General features: G+C 73.2%; 18 protein-coding genes. 3 read left to right on the top strand and 15 right to left on the bottom strand.

All coding sequences use genetic code 11. From position 1 onward, the window contains the following. Positions 1–13: 13 nt before the first annotated feature. From AB0G59_RS19785 to AB0G59_RS19740, 10 genes are all read right to left on the bottom strand, one after another. A complete protein-coding gene (locus AB0G59_RS19785) occupies positions 14–742 on the bottom strand; it encodes an alpha/beta hydrolase (protein WP_360913242.1) in 729 nt (242 codons plus the stop codon). Further along, complete coding sequence (gene kynU / locus AB0G59_RS19780) at positions 739–1,962, bottom strand: kynureninase (RefSeq protein ID WP_360913240.1); 1,224 nt, start codon at positions 1,960–1,962, stop codon at positions 739–741. The genes AB0G59_RS19785 and kynU overlap by 4 nt, the downstream gene beginning before the upstream one ends. Further along, positions 1,955–2,791, bottom strand: coding sequence for a tryptophan 2,3-dioxygenase family protein (locus AB0G59_RS19775; protein ID WP_360913238.1), 837 nt, complete (start codon positions 2,789–2,791; stop codon positions 1,955–1,957). Before AB0G59_RS19775 ends, kynU begins: the two co-directional genes overlap by 8 nt. 125 nt (positions 2,792–2,916) lie before the next feature. Further along, positions 2,917–3,330, bottom strand: coding sequence for a DUF3151 domain-containing protein (locus AB0G59_RS19770; RefSeq protein WP_360913236.1), 414 nt, complete (start codon positions 3,328–3,330; stop codon positions 2,917–2,919). 33 nt (positions 3,331–3,363) lie between these two features. Continuing rightward, positions 3,364–4,806, bottom strand: coding sequence for an MFS transporter (locus AB0G59_RS19765; RefSeq protein ID WP_360913338.1), 1,443 nt, complete (start codon positions 4,804–4,806; stop codon positions 3,364–3,366). Positions 4,807–5,023: 217 nt separating this feature from the next. Then, on the bottom strand, positions 5,024–6,046 hold the full coding sequence (gene fbaA / locus AB0G59_RS19760; RefSeq protein WP_360913234.1) for a class II fructose-bisphosphate aldolase: 1,023 nt from the start codon (positions 6,044–6,046) through the stop codon (positions 5,024–5,026). A 194-nt stretch (positions 6,047–6,240) separates the two neighbouring features. Beyond that, positions 6,241–6,786, bottom strand: coding sequence for an orotate phosphoribosyltransferase (pyrE, locus tag AB0G59_RS19755; protein ID WP_360913232.1), 546 nt, complete (start codon positions 6,784–6,786; stop codon positions 6,241–6,243). Between the two features lie 4 nt (positions 6,787–6,790). Beyond that, the gene (locus tag AB0G59_RS19750) at positions 6,791–7,582 is read right to left on the bottom strand and encodes an aldose 1-epimerase (RefSeq protein ID WP_360913230.1); all 792 of its coding nucleotides are present in this window, start codon (positions 7,580–7,582) and stop codon (positions 6,791–6,793) included. A gap of 50 nt (positions 7,583–7,632) precedes the next feature. Continuing rightward, positions 7,633–8,388 carry an SRPBCC domain-containing protein gene (locus AB0G59_RS19745; RefSeq protein WP_360913229.1) on the bottom strand — a complete coding sequence of 252 codons (756 nt, stop codon included), beginning with the start codon at positions 8,386–8,388 and terminating at the stop codon, positions 7,633–7,635. Positions 8,389–8,466: 78 nt separating this feature from the next. Next, the gene (locus tag AB0G59_RS19740; RefSeq protein ID WP_360913227.1) at positions 8,467–9,117 is read right to left on the bottom strand and encodes an NAD(P)H-binding protein; all 651 of its coding nucleotides are present in this window, start codon (positions 9,115–9,117) and stop codon (positions 8,467–8,469) included. A gap of 93 nt (positions 9,118–9,210) precedes the next feature. Here AB0G59_RS19740 and AB0G59_RS19735 point away from each other — a divergent pair, with 93 nt between their 5' ends. Beyond that, on the top strand, positions 9,211–10,131 hold the full coding sequence (locus AB0G59_RS19735; protein ID WP_360913225.1) for an AraC family transcriptional regulator: 921 nt from the start codon (positions 9,211–9,213) through the stop codon (positions 10,129–10,131). Here the strand turns inward: AB0G59_RS19735 and AB0G59_RS19730 are convergent. Next, the gene (locus AB0G59_RS19730; protein WP_360913223.1) at positions 10,116–11,636 is read right to left on the bottom strand and encodes a polyamine aminopropyltransferase; all 1,521 of its coding nucleotides are present in this window, start codon (positions 11,634–11,636) and stop codon (positions 10,116–10,118) included. The genes AB0G59_RS19735 and AB0G59_RS19730 overlap by 16 nt on opposite strands. A gap of 74 nt (positions 11,637–11,710) precedes the next feature. Beyond that, on the bottom strand, positions 11,711–12,229 hold the full coding sequence (locus tag AB0G59_RS19725) for a DUF2617 family protein (RefSeq protein ID WP_071963002.1): 519 nt from the start codon (positions 12,227–12,229) through the stop codon (positions 11,711–11,713). A 187-nt stretch (positions 12,230–12,416) separates the two neighbouring features. Between AB0G59_RS19725 and AB0G59_RS19720 the strand changes: the two genes are divergently transcribed. Further along, positions 12,417–12,572 carry a hypothetical protein gene (locus tag AB0G59_RS19720; RefSeq protein ID WP_177337817.1) on the top strand — a complete coding sequence of 52 codons (156 nt, stop codon included), beginning with the start codon at positions 12,417–12,419 and terminating at the stop codon, positions 12,570–12,572. Here the strand turns inward: AB0G59_RS19720 and AB0G59_RS19715 are convergent, their stop codons facing one another. Further along, positions 12,573–13,769, bottom strand: a complete 1,197-nt coding sequence (locus AB0G59_RS19715) for an aminotransferase class I/II-fold pyridoxal phosphate-dependent enzyme (protein WP_360913220.1) — start codon at positions 13,767–13,769, stop codon at positions 12,573–12,575. It abuts the gene before it with no gap. A gap of 262 nt (positions 13,770–14,031) precedes the next feature. On the opposite strand from AB0G59_RS19715, the gene AB0G59_RS19710 reads away from it, so the two are divergent. After that, positions 14,032–15,258 carry a hypothetical protein gene (locus AB0G59_RS19710; protein ID WP_360913218.1) on the top strand — a complete coding sequence of 409 codons (1,227 nt, stop codon included), beginning with the start codon at positions 14,032–14,034 and terminating at the stop codon, positions 15,256–15,258. Positions 15,259–15,274: 16 nt separating this feature from the next. Here AB0G59_RS19710 and AB0G59_RS19705 read toward each other — a convergent pair whose 3' ends face one another. Both AB0G59_RS19705 and clpB read right to left on the bottom strand, forming a co-directional pair. Then, positions 15,275–15,811, bottom strand: coding sequence for a YbjN domain-containing protein (locus tag AB0G59_RS19705; protein ID WP_360913216.1), 537 nt, complete (start codon positions 15,809–15,811; stop codon positions 15,275–15,277). Between the two features lie 78 nt (positions 15,812–15,889). Then, complete coding sequence (gene clpB / locus AB0G59_RS19700; protein ID WP_360913214.1) at positions 15,890–18,559, bottom strand: ATP-dependent chaperone ClpB; 2,670 nt, start codon at positions 18,557–18,559, stop codon at positions 15,890–15,892. Positions 18,560–18,581 lie beyond the last annotated feature (22 nt).

The raw sequence follows: 18,581 nt of genomic DNA, 5'->3' as shown, positions 1-18,581 counted from the left end.
CTGCCCCGCCCTTTCACCGTTTCTTGTCCTCAATCGCCGGACGGGCTGAATTTCCCCCGGTTACGGCCAGCAGCCGGGCGCACTCCGGGGTGCCCACCGTGATCGGCTCGTAGTGCCCGGCCCCCTCCAGCAGCTCCAGTGCCGCCCCCGCCGCCCCGGCATAGGCACGCGACAGCGCCACCGGCACGTCCTCGTCCTCCGTCCCGTGCAGCACCGTCACCGGCGCCCGCGGCGGAAGCAACCGCATCGGGTCCGCCGCCGCCTCCTCCCCCGGGCCCACCAGCTCCGCCACCGCCCCGCCGCTCAGCCGCAGGGCCCGTGCGCGGGCCAGGTCCGCCACAGGGGCCACCGCGACGACGTGGTCGACGCGGACCCCGGCGGCCAGGGGCGAGGACGCCGCCCACAGCGCCAGGTGGCCGCCCGCCGAGTGCCCCACCAGCACGTGCCGCGAGGCAGCGGTACAGGCGCGCTCGCCCGCCTCCAGGGCCCGTACGACGTCGTCGAAGGTGGCGGGCCAGCCGCCGCCCCCGCCCACGCGGCGGTACTCGGCCAGGACGACCTCCGCTCCCCGGCCGGCCAGCGCCGCGGCCAGCGGCGCGAGGTGGTGGCGGTCGTAGGCCTCGCGCCAGAAGCCGCCGTGCAGCAGCGTCACCCGGAGTGCCGCCGGGCCGCCGCGGTAGAGGTCGATGACCTGGCTGGGATGGGGCCCGTACGCGACGGTCACCGCCACGGGCCCGGTCACCGGCCGAGCACCCCGGCCAGTACGCGTGCCGCCCGCTCCGCGTCCGCGAAGCGCGTGTAGAGCGGGGTGAAGCCGAAGCGCAGGACGTCCGGCGGGCGGAAGTCGCCGACGACGCCCCGGCGGACGAGCTCCGCCATCACCGCCTCCGCGTCCGGGACGCACCGCAGGGACACCTGGCTGCCGCGCCGGTCGTGCGCGTCCGGCGTGAGGGACTCGACGCGGCCCGCCGGTACGTACGTCCGGACGCAGCGCAGGAAGAAGTCGGTGAGGGCGAGGCTCTTGGCCCGTACGGCGGTGGGGTCGACGCCGTCCCAGACGTCGAGGGCCGCGTCGAGGGCGAGGAGGGAGAGGATGTCCGGCGTGCCGACCCGGCCGCGCGGGGCGCCGTCGGCGGGGACGTAGTCGGGGGACATGCCGAAGGGGTCGGCGTGGGAGTTCCAGCCGGGCAGCGGCGAGTCGAAGCGGGGCTGCAGGTCGCGCCGGACGTGGAGGAAGGCGGGCGAACCGGGGCCGCCGTTGAGGTACTTGTACGTGCAGCCGACCGCGAGGTCCACGCCGTGGGCGTCGAGCCCGACGGGCAGCGCGCCCGCGCTGTGGCACAGGTCCCAGACGACGCGCGCCCCCGCGGCGTGCAGGGCGGCGGTCGTGGCGGGCAGGTCGTTCAGGCGGCCGGTGCGGTAGTCGACGTGGTTGACGAGCGCGACGGCGGTGCGCGGGCCGGCCGCGTCCGCGATGTCCGCGGCGTCGGCGGCGCGGATGCGACAGCCGGTCATGCGGGCGGCGGAGCGGGCGAGATAACCGTCCGTCGGGAACGTGGCCGCGTCCACGAGGACCTCGTCGCGGCCGTGGCCGTCCTGCCCTGCGAGCCGGATCGCGGCGACGACCGCCTTGAAGACGTTGACGCTCGTGGAGTCGCCGGCCACGACCTGGCCGGGGCCGGCCCCGACGAGCCGTCCGATCCGGTCGCCGACCCGCTCGGGCGCGGTCCACCACCCGGACTCGGTCCACGACCGGACGCGCAACCGCCCCCATTCGCGGGCGACGACGTCGGCGACCCGGCCGGGTACGGCCCGGGGCAGCGCCCCGAGGGAGTTGCCGTCGAGGTAGACGACCTCGGCCCCCTCGCCCCCGTCCCCTTCCAGCACGAACTCCGCCCGCTTGCCGCGCAGCGGATCCGCGGCGTCGAGGGCCGCGGCTTCGGCGGCGAGGGGCTCAGACACGGCTGCGGGCCGTCCACAGCTCGGGGAAGACGTGCTTGGTCGCCCGCTTCTCCAGCCAGGCGACCCCGGCCGACCCGCCCGTCCCCACCTTCGCGCCCATCGCTCTGCGCGTGGCCACGAGGTGGTCGTTGCGCCAGCGCCAGACCAGCTCGGCGACCTCGGTCAGGGCCTCGCCCAGCCGGCACTCCTCGCTGTTCTGGTCGCCCGCGTAGACGCGCTGCCAGACGTCCTCGACCGCCGGGTCGCCGGCGTAGCGCTGGGAGACGTCGCGGTCGCGGACGGCGGCGGGTATCGCGTGGCCGCGCCGCGACAGGTAGCGCAGGACCTCGTCGTACAGGCTCGGCGCGTGCAGCGCCTTCTCCAGTTCCGCGTGGATGCGCGGGGTGCCGCGGTAGGGGACCAGCAGCGCCGGGGACTTCTCGCCGAGGAGGAACTCCAGGCGGCGGTAGGTGGCCGACTGGAAGCCGGAGGCGTCGCCGAGGGCGGAGCGGAAGGCGTTGAACTGGGCCGGGGTCAGGTGCGCGAGCGGCTTCCAGGAGGCGTTGAGCGATTCGAGCTCGTACGTGGAGCGTTTGAGGGCCGCCATCGCGACGGGCAGGTCGTCCCCGCGCAGGGCACGGGCCGCGGTCTCCCACTCGTGGACGATGACGGTGAACCACAGCTCCATCACCTGGGTGGTGACGAGGAAGACCATCTCGCCGGGGTCGTCCGAGAGCGGTTCCTGCAGGTGGGAGAGGACGTCGGCGCGGACGTAGTCCTCGTACGGGGTGGTGCCCGTGAAGTCCAGATGGGGGGTGGTGGTCTGGTCGAGCCGTGGTTCCGAAGTCACGCGTCGCCTCCACTGCCGTCGCTCCCGGGATCGCCGGGGTCTCGCCGGGGTACGCCGCGATCATCGGTGCACGGACGCCGCCACGGCAAGGGCCGTGACGGCGTTCGCGGTGCGTCGGCGCTTCGTCAGCCGAGGGTGTTGGCGGCCGTCGGGGAGCTGTCGCGCAGGAAGGTCGCGCAGCGCTCGTACTCCTCCTGCTCGCCGATCGACTGCGCCGCCCGGGCGAGGGCGTGCAGGGCGCGCAGGAAGCCGCGGTTGGGCTCGTGCTCGAACGGCACCGGGCCGTGGCCCTTCCAGCCGCTGCGGCGCAGCGCGTCGAGGCCGCGGTGGTAGCCGGTGCGGGCGTACGCGTACGACTCGACGACCCGGCCGCCCTCGAACGCCTCGTCGGCGAGCTGGGCCCACGCGAGCGAGGAGGAGGGGTACTTGGCGGCGACCTCGGAGGGGGCCGCTCCGGAGGCGAGCAGCTCGCGCGGCTCGGGGTCGTCGGGGAGGTGGGTCGGGGGCGGTCCCCCGAGAAGGTTCTCGTGAATCGACATGGGCTCCAGTCTGCCGCAGCCGCCGGTGAGGGCCTATGCGTTGCCGGGATCGAGCGGCGGCGAGGAGACTCCGCAGTGGTACTCGCACTCCGGGTGGCACACCCGCCGCTGCGGGGCGCGGACCGTGGCCCAGGCCAGTACCGCGCCCACCAGCAGCGCGCCCGCGCACATCAGCATGGCCTTGTCGAAGGTGGCGGAGAAGGCCGCCGGGTCGCGGTAGACGTCGGATTCCATGCCCGCGGCGAGCGGCAGCGCGGCCACCGCGATCAGGCCGGCGGCGCGGGCGGCGGCGTTGTTGATGCCGCTGGCCAGGCCCGCCCGGGAGACGTCGACGGACGCCAGGACCGTCGACGTCAGCGGCGCGACCAGCACCACCATGCCCAGGCCGAGGACGACGAGCGGGGGCAGGACGTCGCGCCAGTACACCGCGCCCGCGCCGACGCGGGTCATCAGCAACAGCCCCACGGCGCACAGCACCGGGCCGAGCGTCAGGGGGATGCGGGGGCCGATGCGCTGGGCGACCCGCCCGGAGCGGGCGGACAGCAGCAGCATCAGCACGGTCGTGGGCAGCAGGGCCGTGCCCGCGGCGAGGGCGGACCAGCCGACGACGACCTGCAGCTGGAGCACCGAGAGGAAGAAGAAGCCGCTGAAGGCCGCGTAGACGAAGACCGTGACGAGGTTGATGGCCGAGAACTGCCGGACGGCGAAGATCTCCAGCGGCAGCATCGGGTCGTCCCGTCGCCCCTCGACGTACACGAACGCAACGCCCAGCAGCACGCCGGCGACCGCCGGGCCGATCACCCAGGGCGAGGCGCCCTGGTCGGGCGCGGCGATCAGTGCGTAGGTCACGCCGCCGAGCGCGAGCGCGGCCAGTGCGGCGCCGAGCACGTCGAAGCGGCCGTGCGCGGCGGGGTCCCGGGTCTCGGGTACGTGGCGCTGGGCGACGAGCACGCAGACGGCCGCGAGCGGCAGGTTGATCAGGAACACCCAGCGCCAGCCGGGCCCGTCCACCAGGTAGCCGCCCACGAACGGGCCGACCGCCGAGGCCACACCGCCCAGCCCGGACCAGGCGCCGACCGCGGCGGCCCGGTCGTCGGGGTGGAAGACGGCCTGGATGAGGGCGAGCGAGCCGGGGGTGAGCAGGGCGCCGCCGACGCCCTGCAGCGCGCGGGCCGCGATGAGCACCCCGGCGTTGGGCGCGATGCCGCACAGCAGCGACGCGAGCGCGAACCACACCACGCCGACGACGAACACCCGCCGCCGTCCGTAGCGGTCCCCCAGGGAGCCGCCGAGGAGGATCAGCCCGGCCAGGGTGAGCATGTAGGCGTTGACGGTCCACTGCAGGGCGGCGAGGTCGGCGTCGAGGTCCCGGCCGATGTGCGGCAGGGCGACGTTGACGACGGTGCTGTCCAGCATGGCCATGCCGGAGCCGAGCACGGCCGTCAGCAGCACCGCGCGTCCCGTGGCGGTGCCCATGCGCACCGCGGGCGCGGCGTCGGCGGGAGCCCCGGCCGGTGCCGCCGTGGCGTGCGCCGGGGGCGGCTCGGGGCGGGGCCCGCGACCGGGTTCCGGTGCGGAGTCGCTCATGCCGGGATCATCTCCCGCACGGGCGCGCCCGGCCACGCGAAAGGGCCCGGTCCGCCGCTCGGTGAGCGGAGGGCCGGGCCCCTCGCGTACGGGTCCGTGGGACCGCTTACTTCAGCTTGGTGCCGGTGGAGCGCAGGTCGGCGCAGGCCTTGGTGACGCGCTCGGCCATGCTCGCCTCGGCCAGCTTGCCCCAGGTGCGCGGGTCGTAGGTCTTCTTGTCGCCGACCTCGCCGTCGACCTTCAGGACGCCGTCGTAGTTGCTGAACATGTGGGCCGCCACCGGGCGGGTGAAGGCGTACTGGGTGTCGGTGTCGAGGTTCATCTTCACGACGCCGTTCTCCAGCGCGGTGCGGATCTCCTGCTCCGTGGAGCCGGAGCCGCCGTGGAAGACGAAGTCGAACGGGTCGGCCTTGCCGTGCTTGGCGGCGATGCCGTCCTGCAGCTCGCGCAGCAGCTCCGGCTTGAGGACGACGTTGCCCGGCTTGTAGACGCCGTGGACGTTGCCGAAGGAGGCGGCCAGCAGGTAGCGGCCCTTCTCGCCCAGGCCCAGCGCCTCGGCGGTGCGCTCGACGTCCGCGACGGTGGTGTAGAGGTCGTCGTTGATCTCGTGGGAGACGCCGTCCTCCTCGCCACCGGTCGGGGTGATCTCGACCTCGAGGATGATCTTCGCCTTCACGGCCTCGGCGAGGAGCTCCTTCGCGATCGCAAGGTTCTCGTCGAGCTTCTCGGCGGAGCCGTCCCACATGTGGGACTGGAAGAGCGGGTTCAGACCGGCGGCCACGCGCTCCTGGGAGATCGCGAGGAGCGGACGGACGTAGCCGTCGAGCTTGTCCTTGGGGCAGTGGTCGGTGTGCAGCGCGATGTTCACCGGGTACTTCTTGGCGACGACGTGCGCGAACTCGGCGAGCGCGACGGCGCCCGAGACCATGTCCTTGCTGTACTGGCCGCCCAGGAACTCCGCACCACCGGTGGAGATCTGGATGATGCCGTCGCTCTCCGCCTCGGCGAATCCGCGCAGCGCGGCGTGGAGAGTCTGCGTCGAGGTGACGTTGATGGCCGGGTAGGCGAACTTGCCTGCCTTCGCCCGGTCGAGCATCTCGTTGTAGACCTCGGGGGTTGCGATGGGCATCTGTCCGCTCCTTGTGATGTGCGGGTACGGGCGAAATACGGGCCCTGACCTAGGGGGCGACGGTCATCGTCGGACCCATCTTCCCAGACTCCCCGAATTACTCCACATGAGGCCCACCACGCTCATATGCGCAGGGCGCGTGGTTTCACGTGAAACCACGCGCCCTGTGGCGGCACTGTTGAAGAAGCGGCAGGTCAGGACAGATCAAGGTCCCCGAGGGAGTAGCCGGTCACGTAGCGCAGGCCGGCACCCTCGATGGCGGATTCCGCACCACGATCGACGATGGTCGCCACGGCGACGACCTCCGCGCCCGCCTCACGGGCCGCCTCGACGGCGGTCAGCGGGGAGCCGCCGGTGGTCGAGGTGTCCTCGACCACGAGCACGCGGCGGCCCTTGATGTCCGGGCCCTCGATGCGACGCTGCATGCCGTGCGCCTTCTGCGCCTTGCGGACGACGAAGGCGTCCAGCTTGCGGCCGCGCGCGGCGGCCGCGTGCAGCATCGAGGTGGCCACCGGGTCGGCGCCCAGGGTGAGCCCGCCCACGGCGTCGAAGTCCAGGTCCGCCGTGGCGTCCAGCATGACCTGGCCGACCAGCGGCGCCGCCTCGGCGTCCAGGGTGATCCGGCGCAGGTCGATGTAGTAGTCGGCCTCCTTGCCGGAGGAGAGGGTCACCTTGCCGTGCACCACGGCCTTGTCCTTGATCTGCTGCAGCAGGGCGTCACGCACATCGCTCATGGCCATGAGCTTAGGCCAGGGACCGCCAGGTCCACGTCGTGGAGATCTCCAGCGGATCGATCGGCGTGACCAGGCGGGGATGGGTGTTGAGCCCGTTCGGGGGGCCGGACTGCGGCTCGACGCAGACGGCCTCGGTCTGCTCGTCGTAGACGACGACCCACTCGGCGCGGCTGGTGACCTTCAGCTCCAGCGCCCCGGGCCAGGTGAGGGTGACGTCGACGCCGTCGGGCATGCCGAAGCAGTCGTCCCAGGGGCCGGGCCGGGGGTCGATGCGCCGGCCGGTCGGGAGGTGGTTCTCGCCCCGCTCCTCCTGCCAGTCGGCCCGGAAGTCGATCTCCACGTCCTTGCCGGTGCCGAGGTTGCGCAGGAACCAGGGGTGCCAGCCGGCCTGCGCCGGGAAGGAGTCGCCGTAGGTCTCGACGCCCATGGTGAGCGTGAGGGAGTCGTCGTTCAGTTCGACCAACTGGGTGACGCGGCCGCTGTACGGCCAGGGGTCGGCCAGGTCGTAGGTGAACGCGGCACTGCGCTCCTCCACCCGGGCGGTGCGCCAGGCCGTGTCGCGGCCGGTGCCGTGGATGGCGTGCGGTGCGGAGTTGATGGGCAGTTGGTGGATCTCGCCGCCGTTGCGGAAGCGGCCGAGCTCGGTGCGGCCGCACCAGGGGACCATGGGGAAGGCGCCGTAGCGCTCGCCCTGACGCAGGAGTTCGGTCCCACCGATCTTCAGGCTGCCGAGGCGGCAGCCGTTGGCGGGTTCCACGGTCACCTCGGCGCTACCGGCGCCCAGCGTTACGTTTTCGCTCACGGTCCGACCCTACGGGGACGGGGCTGCGGCCGGGGCCGCTTGACGTGGCGTCAGCGCTTGCGGCGCAGCGCCCTCGTCACCACCACCGCGCCCGCCAGGGCGATCGCCGCCGCGGGGGCGGCCCAGCGCAGGACGGCCGTGCCGGAGGTGGTCTCCGGGGCGGGGACGGGGGCGTAGCGCCCCCTGGGCGGGGCGTGGTCGACCTCTTCCGCGCTGCGGCCGATCATCGTGCGGCGGGCGTGCGCGGCCTCGGCCGGGGGTTCGTCGTCGAGGGCGTCGTCCTCGAAGGCCTCGGAGTCGTCGTCGGCCTCGTCCGCGGCGTCGGCGGCGTGCGCCGCGACGGGCGCGGCCGGTTCCGCGAGCGGGACGGCGGCCTCGTCCTCGCGGAGCTCTTCCGCCAGTGCCGCGCCGAAGCGGTCGAGCAGCCGTCGCGCGGCGGACTCCGCGGTCTTCGCGTCGAACTCCGCGAGCCGCCCGGCGCCGCTGACCGTGCCCAGGCAGCTCAGCCGCGTGCCGCCCGGCATCTCCTCCGGCAGGGCGCTCAGCGCGAGCGTCACCGTGCCGGTCCCCCGCGCCTCCGTGCCCTCGCCGGACAGCTCGTACGAACCGTCCCGCTCGGTCAGCCGCAGGGCCCCGCGGTAGGTGATCGTGGAACCGCCGATGCGCACCCGCAGCCGCCCCGTCAGCGCCGCGCCGGACGAGGCGTCCTGCTGCAGGCCGGGGACACACCGGGCGACGCGTGCGGGGTCGGAGAGAACCCGCCGCACCGCACCGACGGGAAACGGAACGAACACCTCATGCTCCATAGCTAGCGAGCCTACCCACCGGCTCCCGCAGCAGGCCCGCCCCGGTCGAATCCGATCGAACTTTCCGTCGTAAGACGGTCAGTAACCGACCGTGAACCGCTCACCGATGTGCTTCGGCGCCTCGATCTCGTCGACGACCGCCACCGCGTAGTCCTCGGCGGAGATCCGGCTCCTGCCCTGCGCGTCCGCGACGAGCTCGTCCAGCGCGGTGCGGTACGTACCCGTCCGCTCGCCGGGCTCGATCAGGGCGGCGGGGCTGATGTTGGTCCAGCGGACGTCGGAGACGGTCCGGTAGTACTCCAGCGCGTCCCCGTGCGCGTGCATGATCTGCAGCAGGAAGTCCGGGATCCCCTCCGCGTCCCAGACCTGCTTGCCGTCCGGGGTGCGCAGCGAGCCGGCGCCGCCGACGGCGATGAGCCTGGGGGCGGCGTCCCCGAGCCGGTGCAGCCCCATGACCAGGGACTTCGCGGCGGGCGCGATGGTGGCGACATGGCCGGGGCCGTCGCCGCCGCCGACCGCGCTGACCAGGACGTCATGGCCCTTGGCCACGGCGGCGACCGAGGCGGCGTCGAGCACGTCACCGCTGACGACCATGAGGCCCGGGTGGCGCTCCGTGATCTTGGACTGTTCGCGGAGGGCGGCCGTGACCTGGTGGCCGCGGTCCAGCGCCTCGCGCAGGATGCGGCTGCCGATCGTGCCGGTGGCGCCGAAGAGGGCGATCTTCGCCATGGGGGTCTCCTGTTGCGTGTCGAACCGCTGTAGTACCGAGCGACCACGCTATGACCGCCCCCTGGCACCGGCCAGGTAGGCTCGCGTCTCTCCATGGTGAAAAAACGACATGATGACCCGGACGGCGACGGCGGCGGCCGAGCAGGCCGCGGGATCGTCGATCTCGCCTACGACGCCCCGCCCGGCACCCCGGCCGGCCTGGAGGTCCTGACGCTGGCCGCCCTGCGCGAGCGCGCCCCCGACGGCCTGCTGACCAGGCCGCAGCGGCCGGCCTTCCACCAGATCGTCGCCGTCGACTCCGGCTCCGCCACCCACACCGTGGACTTCACCGCCCACCCGCTCGACGCGGGTTCGGTGCTGTGGGTCCGGCCCGGCCAGGTCCAGCAGTTCGGCGACGTCAGCGCGCTCGAGGGCACCGTCGTCCTCGTCCAGCCCGGCTTCCTGCCGCCCGGCACCGCGGTCTCGGAGGCGGCCGACGACCCGTTCCGCCCGGTGCTGTGGCGGCCGGCCGGCGGCGACCGGGAGGCCGTCTTCTGCGCCGTGCGCCATCTGGCCACCGACTTCCGCACCGGAGCCCACCTGCCCGCCGGCATCCACACGGACGTCCTGCGCCACCTGCTGTCCGTCCTGGTGCTGCGCCTGGCCCACGGCAGCGCCGTCGCGAGCGGCGCCCCCGTACCCGGCGAGACGTTCGTGCGCTTCCGCGCCGCCGTCGAGCGCGGCTTCGCCACCCACCACCGGGTCGCCGACTACGCCGCGGCGCTCGGCTACGCGCCCCGCACCCTCTCGCGGGCCACGACGACGGCGGCCGGGGTCGGCGCGAAGGAGTTCATCGACCGGCGGGTGACGCTGGAGGCCAAGCGGCTGCTGGCGCACAGCGACCTGCCCGCGGCCAGGATCGCCGACCGGCTCGGCTTCGACGACGCCGCCAACTTCTCCAAGTTCTTCCGGCAGCGCACGGGCCTGGCCCCCGGCGCCTTCCGCACGGCCCTGCGCCCTCACCCCGCCGCGTAGCGCGGGTGCATCAGGGTCGACGGCAGCAGCCCCGGCCGGCCGTGCAGCTCCCGCACGGGCGGCCCCGCGTCGGGCCCTGCCGGCCGCACGGGCGTGCGGGAGGCGAGCAGGAAGCCCCAGCCCTGCCGGTCGGCGTGCGGCGCGGGCAGCGCCCGGACGCCGTAGGGCGCGGTGCGCAGCCCCACGGAGCGGACCGTGGCGTCCACGGTCCAGAAGGTGTGCGGGCGGGCGTCGGGGTCGCCGCCGTGGACGGCCATGCGCCCGCCGGGGGCCAGCACGCGGGCCACCAGGCCGTAGAACTCCTGGGAGTACAGCTTGGTGCTGGGGGTGAGGCCGGGGTCGGGCAGATCGGAGATCACCACGTCGTACGGGCCGCCGGCCCCGCCGCGCGCCTCGCGCAGCCAGTCGAACGCGTCGCCCGCCACGACCCGTACGCGCCGGTCGCGGTAGGCGCGGTGGTTGAGGGCGGCCAGCTCCGGGTCGGTGCGGGCCAGCCGCACCACGGCGGGGTCGAGCTCGACGACGGTGACGGAGCCGACGCCGTCGTGGCGCAGCACCTCCCGCACCGCGAGGCCGTCGCCGCCGCCGAGGACGAGGACGCGGGCGTGCGGGCCGCCGGCCATGGCAGGGCGGACGAGGGCCTCGTGGTAGCGCGGTTCGTCGCCGCTGACGCGCAGCCGGCCGTCGAGGAAGAGGGAGAGCGGCCGGCCGCTGCCGCCCCCGCCGGTCAGCACGACCTCCTGGACCTGGCTGTGCACGGCGACCCGCACGTCCGCCCCGTACACGGCGTGCCGCGCGGCCTGTTCGAAGGGTCCGGTGAGCACCGAGCAGACGGCCAGCACCACCAGCACCAGGCCGTTGGCCGTCAGCAGCGTCCAGCGCGCCCGCAGGGACAGGTCGCCGCGGAAGAGCCACAGCACCAGCGCCCCGCCGGCGACGGCGTTGACCGCGCCGGTCAGCAGGGCGCCCGTCAGCTGTCCGAGGACGGGCAGCAGCAGGAAGGGGAAGGCGAGCCCACCGACGAGGGCGCCCACGTAGTCGGCGGCGAACAGGTCGGCGACCGCACAGCCGGCGTCCTGGCGGCGGATGCGCTGGATGAGGGTCATCAGCAGCGGCACTTCGGCGCCGATCAGCACCCCGATCACGAGCGAGAACCCCACCAGGGCCGGCCGGGCCTGGCCGTACCAGGCGAAACAGGCGTACAGCGCCATGGCCGAGAGGCCGCCGGTGAGCGCCAGCACCGCCTCGACGGCCGCGAAGCCGAGGGCCGCGCGTGCGCGCAGCCGCTTGGCGAGCAGCGAGCCCACGCCCATGGCGAAGACCATCACCGACAGGACGACGGAGGCCTGGGTGACGGAGTCGCCGATCAGATAGGAGGCGAGCGCGACCAGTTCGAGCTCGTACACCAGCCCGCAGGCGGCGCAGACGAAGACCGTGGTCAGGACGAGGAGGCGGCCGAGCCCGGCCGGTACGGGCAGCCGCGCTGGTACCGGGCGGTGGACCATGCGGGAACGCTACGTCACGAGCGGGTACCCCCCTGTCACCCACACGGGTTTAATGCTCACGCTGTTGGGTGACTTCACAGGGGTGCGGTCGTCCGCACTCCCACGCGGGTCCGGGTGGCGACCAGCCGTCCCTCCTGGGGATACGCGTGCCAGGTGCGCCAACTTATCTGGCCCTCGCGGCGCTGGGCGAGCAGCGCGGTGAAGGCGTGGGGGTCGCCGGGAAAGGTGCCGGCCAGGCCCTGGGGGTGCTCCGCGACCAGCGCGAGCAGTTCCTGCGCGCGCCCCGCGAACGAGCTGCGCGAGAGGGTCTCGACGCGTGCCGCGAATTCGTACTCCCAGGCGCCGACGCGCTTGGCGACGCCGAGGGGCAGCGGGGTGCTGCTGCCGGGTATGCAGGCGACGGTCTCCGAACAAACCCCGCCCTCCTCTTCGAGTATGACCTGGTGGGAGGCGCCCAGCAGGCGCAGCTGCACCGCCGACTCGTCGAGCTGGAGATCGAGGACCGCCAGGGCGGGAAGGGGCTCCTTCCCCAGACACCAGGCGAGATCGGCGGCGCGGGTATCGGTGTAGGTGGTCTTGAGGGTGGTGAGCATGGGTCGGCTCCGCGAACGAGCAGTGGAGGGTGGGCCGGCCCGCCCCGCGGAGGACCAGATTCCTTCGGGTGCGCCGGCTCATGCCCACATTTGAGCTCCTCGGTTCCGTTCCGGCGATGCGATTCCGGGTTGCGGGGATTCCCAGGAGTTGTCTCTCAACGTGGCTCTGAATGAGAGGGAATCACGAATGAGCGGCGTCCACAGCAGTTTTACCCATCATCTGCAACTTTCCATCCACGCGAGCGCCATGCAGTTCAAATGTTCAACAGACCGGCGTCCGGCGGAAGTCGAGATCCGCCGGACGCATATGCGGGCGGGCATGAGCCGCCCGCACATCCTTTGATCAAGCGGCGGCAATCAGCTTCTCCACGGCCTCCACCACCGACTTCTCCCGCCTGCAGAAGGAGAAACGCACCAGATGGGAAGGGGCGTCGGGGCGCAGTTGGAAGGCGGACGTGGGAATGGCCACCACCCCGGCGCGCAGCGGCAGTTCACGGCAGAATCGCACGCCGTCCTCATGCCCCCACGCGCGGATGTCCGCCTGGACGAAATAGCCCGCGTCCGCGCGATAGGGGCGCAGACCCGCACGCGCGAGCCCGTCGCTCAGCAGGTCGCGATTACGGCGCAGAATTCCACGGAGCTCCGTCGCCCACCCCTCCACGCCCCCCAGCGCCCGCGCGAGCGCCTCCTGGTACGGCGTTCCCGTGGCATAGGTGAGGAACTGCTTCACGGATGCCGCCGCCCGCACCAGATGCGCCGGCCCGCACACCCAGCCGATCTTCCAGCCGGTGACGTTGAAGGTCTTGCCGGCCGAGGAGATCGTCAGCGTCCGCTCCCGCATCCCCGGGAGGGCGGCGATCGTCCGGTGCACGGCGTCGCCGTAGACCAGGTGCTCGTACACCTCGTCCGTCACCACCGTCAGGTCGTGCTCCCGGCACAGCTCGGCGATGGCGGCCAGCTCCTCGGCGTCGAACACCTTGCCGGTGGGATTGTGCGGGGTGTTGAGCAGCAGGACGCGGGTGCGGCCGGTCACGGCCGCGCGCAGCGCGTCCACGTCCAGGACGAAGCCGGCGCCCTCCCCCTCGCCCTCGGCCAGCGGCACGGGCACCAGCTTCGCGCCCGCGAAGCGCACGCCCGCCGGGTAGGCGTCGTAGCAGGGGTCGAAGGCGATGACCTCGTCACCGGGGTCGCACAGGCCCAGCAGCACCGCCGCCAGGGCCTCCGTCGCGCCCGTGGTGACGAGCACCTCGCCCTGCGGCTCGTACTCCAGCCCGTAGCGGCGGCGCTGGTGCGCCGCGACGGCCTCGCGCAGCGCGGCGAAGCCGTACGCGGGCGGGTACTGGTTGGCGCCCGCGAGCACGGCGTCGGCGACGTCCCGCAGCAGCGGGGCGGGGCTGTCCAGTTCGGGCACGCCCTGGCCCAGGTTGACCGCTCCCGTGCGCCGCGCCAGCTCGGTCATCTCGGTGAAGACCGACGCGCCCATCCCCCGCACGCGTGCCGCCGGGCTCCAGCCCGGGCCCGTGACATCCACAGCGTCCATAGCCATTCGCGTCCCGCTTTCCCCTCGGTGCCACATCAGTTCAGGCGATCAAGGTCACGATAGGCGGGGCCGGGACGGCGGCACAGCACATGGCGGGCCCGCTCGCCCCGCCGACACTCCGCCGTGCGGCCGAGCGGGTGGAAGGCACACCGCTGACGGGCGCTCCGTCTCGCGCGCGCGGGGCATCGGCCGCATGGTCGGTATGCGCCCGGATGCCGCCGGTGTGCCTCCAACCGTCCGCACCAGCACCGGAGGTGCCCCCGTGTCCGCCGGCCCAGCCGTTCAACACGACGCCGCACCCGTCCGGGCCGCGGAGCCGCACCGCACCGACCGGGCCCGCCGCCGGGCCGGTCGCACGGACCGCGTGCGCGAAGCGCTGCGGCGGGCCCTTCCGGCGCTCGGGCTGTACGCCGCCGCCCGGCTGAGCGGCATGACGGTGATGGCCGCGTGGGCCTGGTCCATCGGCAAGCACCCGCGCACGCTGCTGGGGCACCTGTGGGACGGCATCTGGTACGCGGGCATCGCCCGCGACGGCTACGGCACGATCCTGCCGTCGCCCACCACGCGCGGGGTCATCTTCAACGACCTGGCCTTCTTCCCGCTCTACCCGGGCCTGGTGCGGGCGGTGGCGACGGTGCTCCCGTTCACCGTCGTCACCGCCGGGCTGCTCGTCGCCTGGGCCTCGGCCGGGGCGGCCGCCTGGGGCGTCTACGCGGTCGGCGAGCGGCTGCACGGGCGACGCGTGGGGACGCTGCTGGTGCTGCTGTGGGGGCTGTTGCCGCACGCCATCGTGCAGACCATGGCGTACACAGAGTCCCTGATGACCGCGCTGGCGGCATGGGCCCTGTACGCGGCGATCACGGGCCGGCGGCTGTGGTCCGGGGTGCTGGCCCTGCTGGCGGGGCTCTCCCGCCCCAACGCCATCGCCGTCGCCGCCGCCGTCTGCTGCGCCGCCGCGCTCACGCTGTGGCGGGACGACCGCTCGCGCCGGGACTGGCGGGTGTGGACGGGCGCCGCGATCGCACCGGTGGGCTGGGCGGGCTACGTCGTCTGGGCCGGCTTCCACTCCGGCGGCGGGCCGCTGGGCTACTTCGAGGTGCAGCGGTTGTGGGGCTCGCGCTTCGACTTCGGAAGGGACGCCTTCCGGTTCATCCGGCACCTGATCGTCGCGCGCGACTACATGGCGTACTACATGGCCGTGGCGATCCTCGCCGTGGCCCTGGTCGCGCTGGTGTACCTGACCCTGGACCGGCCCCCGGCGGCACTGCTGGTGTACGTGCTGGTGCTGACCGTCATCGCGGTCGGCGGCTCCAGCTACTTCGCCTCCAAGCCGCGCTTCCTGCTGCCGGCCTTCCCGCTGCTGCTGCCGGCCGCCCTGGCCATGGCGAAAGCCCGGCCCCGCACCATCGCCGTGACGACGGGCGCGCTGGCCGGGCTGTCGTTCTTCTACGGGACGTACCTGCTGGCCGTGGCCAGGGTCCCGATGTGAGGAGCCGCTACGACCCCTACGCCTCGTCGTCCGGCTTGTCCTCGCCGTCGGACTCGGCGTCGGCCTCCAGGCCGAGCTGCTCGACGAGCCACTTGTCGAACTCGATCGAGGCCCGCACCCAGCTGACCGTGCTGGAGACGAAGTGCTCCAGCGCGACGCCGACGCCGATCAGCATCTGCGCCTCGCCGATGAGGCGGACGGTGCCGTCGTCGTGGGTGTGCGTGTAGACCTTGGGCCACAGCGTGCGACGGTTCCAGTCGTCGATGACCTCGAGGAGCTTGGACTTCTCCTCGATGCCGTGCGGGCGGTCGTAGAACGTGCGCACGGAGAAGACCTGCTGCTCCTCCTCGCCCCGGAACATGAAGTACGTCCGGAACTGCTCCCACGGCGCGGCGAGGTCGCCCTCGTCGTCGACGACGTACTTCAGCTCCATCTGCTCCAGGAGCTGCTTGACCAGGTCCTGGTCGGGGATGACGGGGCCTGTCGGGCCCGCCTCAGGCTGCGGTTCGGGCTGGCCCCCGAAATTAGGAATCGAGGACGGGTCGATGCTCACCGTTTTCTTCCCTTCGTACGGTCTCCCGCCATCCTCCCCCATCCCGGGCGGGGGCTGGTACCCCCGCCGGGCCGGATGTCACAGGGATTTCGCTGCGGCCTCCGTAGGCACAGGCGACACGCCGGAAACACTGAGCCCGTCCGCCCCTTCCGCGACGTCGACGCGGACCGTGTCGCCGTCGCGGATCTCGCCGGCGAGGATGGCCCGGGCCAGCTGGTCGCCGATGGCGGTCTGGACCAGTCGGCGCAGCGGCCGGGCGCCGTAGGTGAGGTCGGGCGGGGTGCCGCCGTCCTCCTGCGGTGCGTGGCCCAGCCGGGCCAGCCAGCGCAGGGCCTCGTCGCCGACGTCGAGGGTGAGCCGGCGGTCGGCGAGGCGGCGCTGCAGATGGGCGATCTGGATCTTGGCGATCCGCTCCAGCTGGCCGGTGCCGAGGGGGTGGAAGACGACGGTGTCGTCGAGCCGGTTGAGGAACTCGGGCCGGAAGGAGCCGCGGACGGTCTCCAGCACCTTCGCCTTCTTCTGCGCCTCGTCCAGCTGCGGGTCCACCAGATAGGCGGAGCCGAGGTTCGAGGTGAGGATGAGGATGGTGTTGCGGAAGTCCACTGTCCGGCCGTGCCCGTCCGTGAGCCGGCCGTCGTCGAGGACCTGCAGCAGGATGTCGAAGACCTCGTGGTGGGCCTTCTCCACCTCGTCCAGCAGGACCACGGTGTACGGGCGCCGGCGCACGGCCTCGGTCAGCTGGCCGCCCTCCTCGTAGCCGACGTAGCCGGGCGGGGCGCCGACCAGTCGGGCGACGGAGTGCTTCTCGCCGTACTCGCTCATGTCGATGCGGACCATCGCCCGCTCGTCGTCGAAGAGGAACTCCGCGAGCGCCTTGGCCAGCTCGGTCTTGCCGACGCCGGTGGGGCCGAGGAAGAGGAACGAGCCGGTCGGCCGGTCGGGGTCGGCGATGCCGGCCCGGCTGCGCCGCACGGCGTCGGACACCGCGCGGACGGCCTCGGCCTGCCCGATCAGCCGCTTGCCGAGCTCGTCCTCCATGCGCAGCAGCTTCTGCGTCTCGCCCTCGAGCAGCCGGCCCGCGGGGATGCCGGTCCAGGAGGCGACGACGTCGGCGATGTCGTCCGGGCCGACCTCCTCCTTGACCATGAGGTCCTTGGCCGCGGCCTCCTGCTCCGCCTCGGCCTCCGCCTCGGCGGCCTCCGCCAGCTCCCGCTCCACGGCAGGGATCTCGCCGTAGAGCAGCTTGGAGGCGGTGTCGAAGTCGCCGTCGCGCTGTGCGCGCTCGGCCTGCACCCGCAGCTCGTCGAGGCGCTCCTTGAGCTCACCGACGCGGTTGAGGGACTGCTTCTCCTTCTCCCAGCGCGCGGTCAGCCCCCGCAGCTCCTCCTCCTTGTCGGCGAGGTCGCGGCGGAGCTTGGCCAGCCGCTCCTTGCTGGCGGCGTCGGACTCGTTGTTGAGGGCGAGCTCCTCCATCTTCAGCCGGTCGACGGCGCGCTGCAGCTCGTCGATCTCCACGGGCGAGGAGTCGATCTCCATGCGCAGCCGGGACGCGGCCTCGTCGACGAGGTCGATGGCCTTGTCGGGCAGGAAGCGGGAGGTGATGTAGCGGTCGGACAGGGTCGCGGCGGCGACCAGCGCCGAGTCCGCGATCTGCACCTTGTGGTGGGCCTCGTAGCGGCCCTTGAGGCCGCGCAGGATCGCGATGGAGTCCTCGACGGAGGGCTCGGCGACCAGCACCTGCTGGAAGCGGCGCTCCAGCGCCGGGTCCTTCTCGATGCGCTCGCGGTACTCGTCGAGCGTGGTCGCGCCGACCATGCGCAGCTCACCGCGGGCGAGCATGGGCTTGAGCATGTTGCCCGCGTCCATGGCGGAGTCGCCGCCGGCGCCCGCGCCGACCACGGTGTGCAGCTCGTCGATGAACGTGATGATCCGGCCCTCGCTGGCCTTGATCTCCGCCAGGACGGTCTTGAGCCGCTCCTCGAACTCGCCGCGGTACTTCGCGCCGGCCACCATCGCGCCCAGGTCGAGCGCGACGAGCCGCTTGTTCTTCAGCGACTCCGGGACGTCGCCCTTCACTATCCGCTGCGCGAGCCCCTCGACGACGGCCGTCTTGCCGACACCGGGCTCACCGATGAGGACGGGGTTGTTCTTGGTGCGGCGCGAGAGCACCTGCACCACGCGCCGGATCTCGTGGTCGCGCCCGATGACGGGGTCGAGCTTGCCGTCCCTGGCGGCGGCCGTGAAGTCCGTGCCGAACTTCTCCAGCGCCTTGTACGTACCCTCCGGGTCCGCGGTGGTCACCCGCTGTCCGCCCCTCGCGTTCTCGAACGCGGCCAGCAGCTTCCCGGCCGACGCTCCCTGTTGTTCCAGCAGCTCACCGGTCCGCCCGCCCTTGGCGGCCAGGCCGACGAGCAGGTGCTCGGTGGAGATGTACTCGTCGCCGAGGTCCCGCGCCCGCTCCGCCGCGTCCGCGAGCGCCGCCATCAGCTCGCGGTTCGGCTGCGGCGGTGCCACGGTGGAACCCTGCACGCTGGGCAGGCCCGCCAGCTGCCGCTCGGCCCCCGACCGCAGCGCGGCCGCGTCGGCCTCGACGGCGGCCAGCAGGTCCATCACGTTCTCGTTCTCCTGCCCGGCGAGCAGGGCCAGGAGCAGGTGTGCGGGCGTCATGTCGGCATGCCCGGCCGTCAGGGCCCGGTCGCTGGCGGCGCTGAGCGCCTCCCGGCTCTTGTTGGTCAGCTCGGCATCCACGACCTGCGCTCCTCCTTGTGCT

This window comes from Streptomyces sp. NPDC021096 (assembly GCF_040641275.1).
Lineage (GTDB): Bacteria > Actinomycetota > Actinomycetes > Streptomycetales > Streptomycetaceae > Streptomyces.
This window is presented reverse-complemented; position numbering and strand designations above follow the sequence as displayed.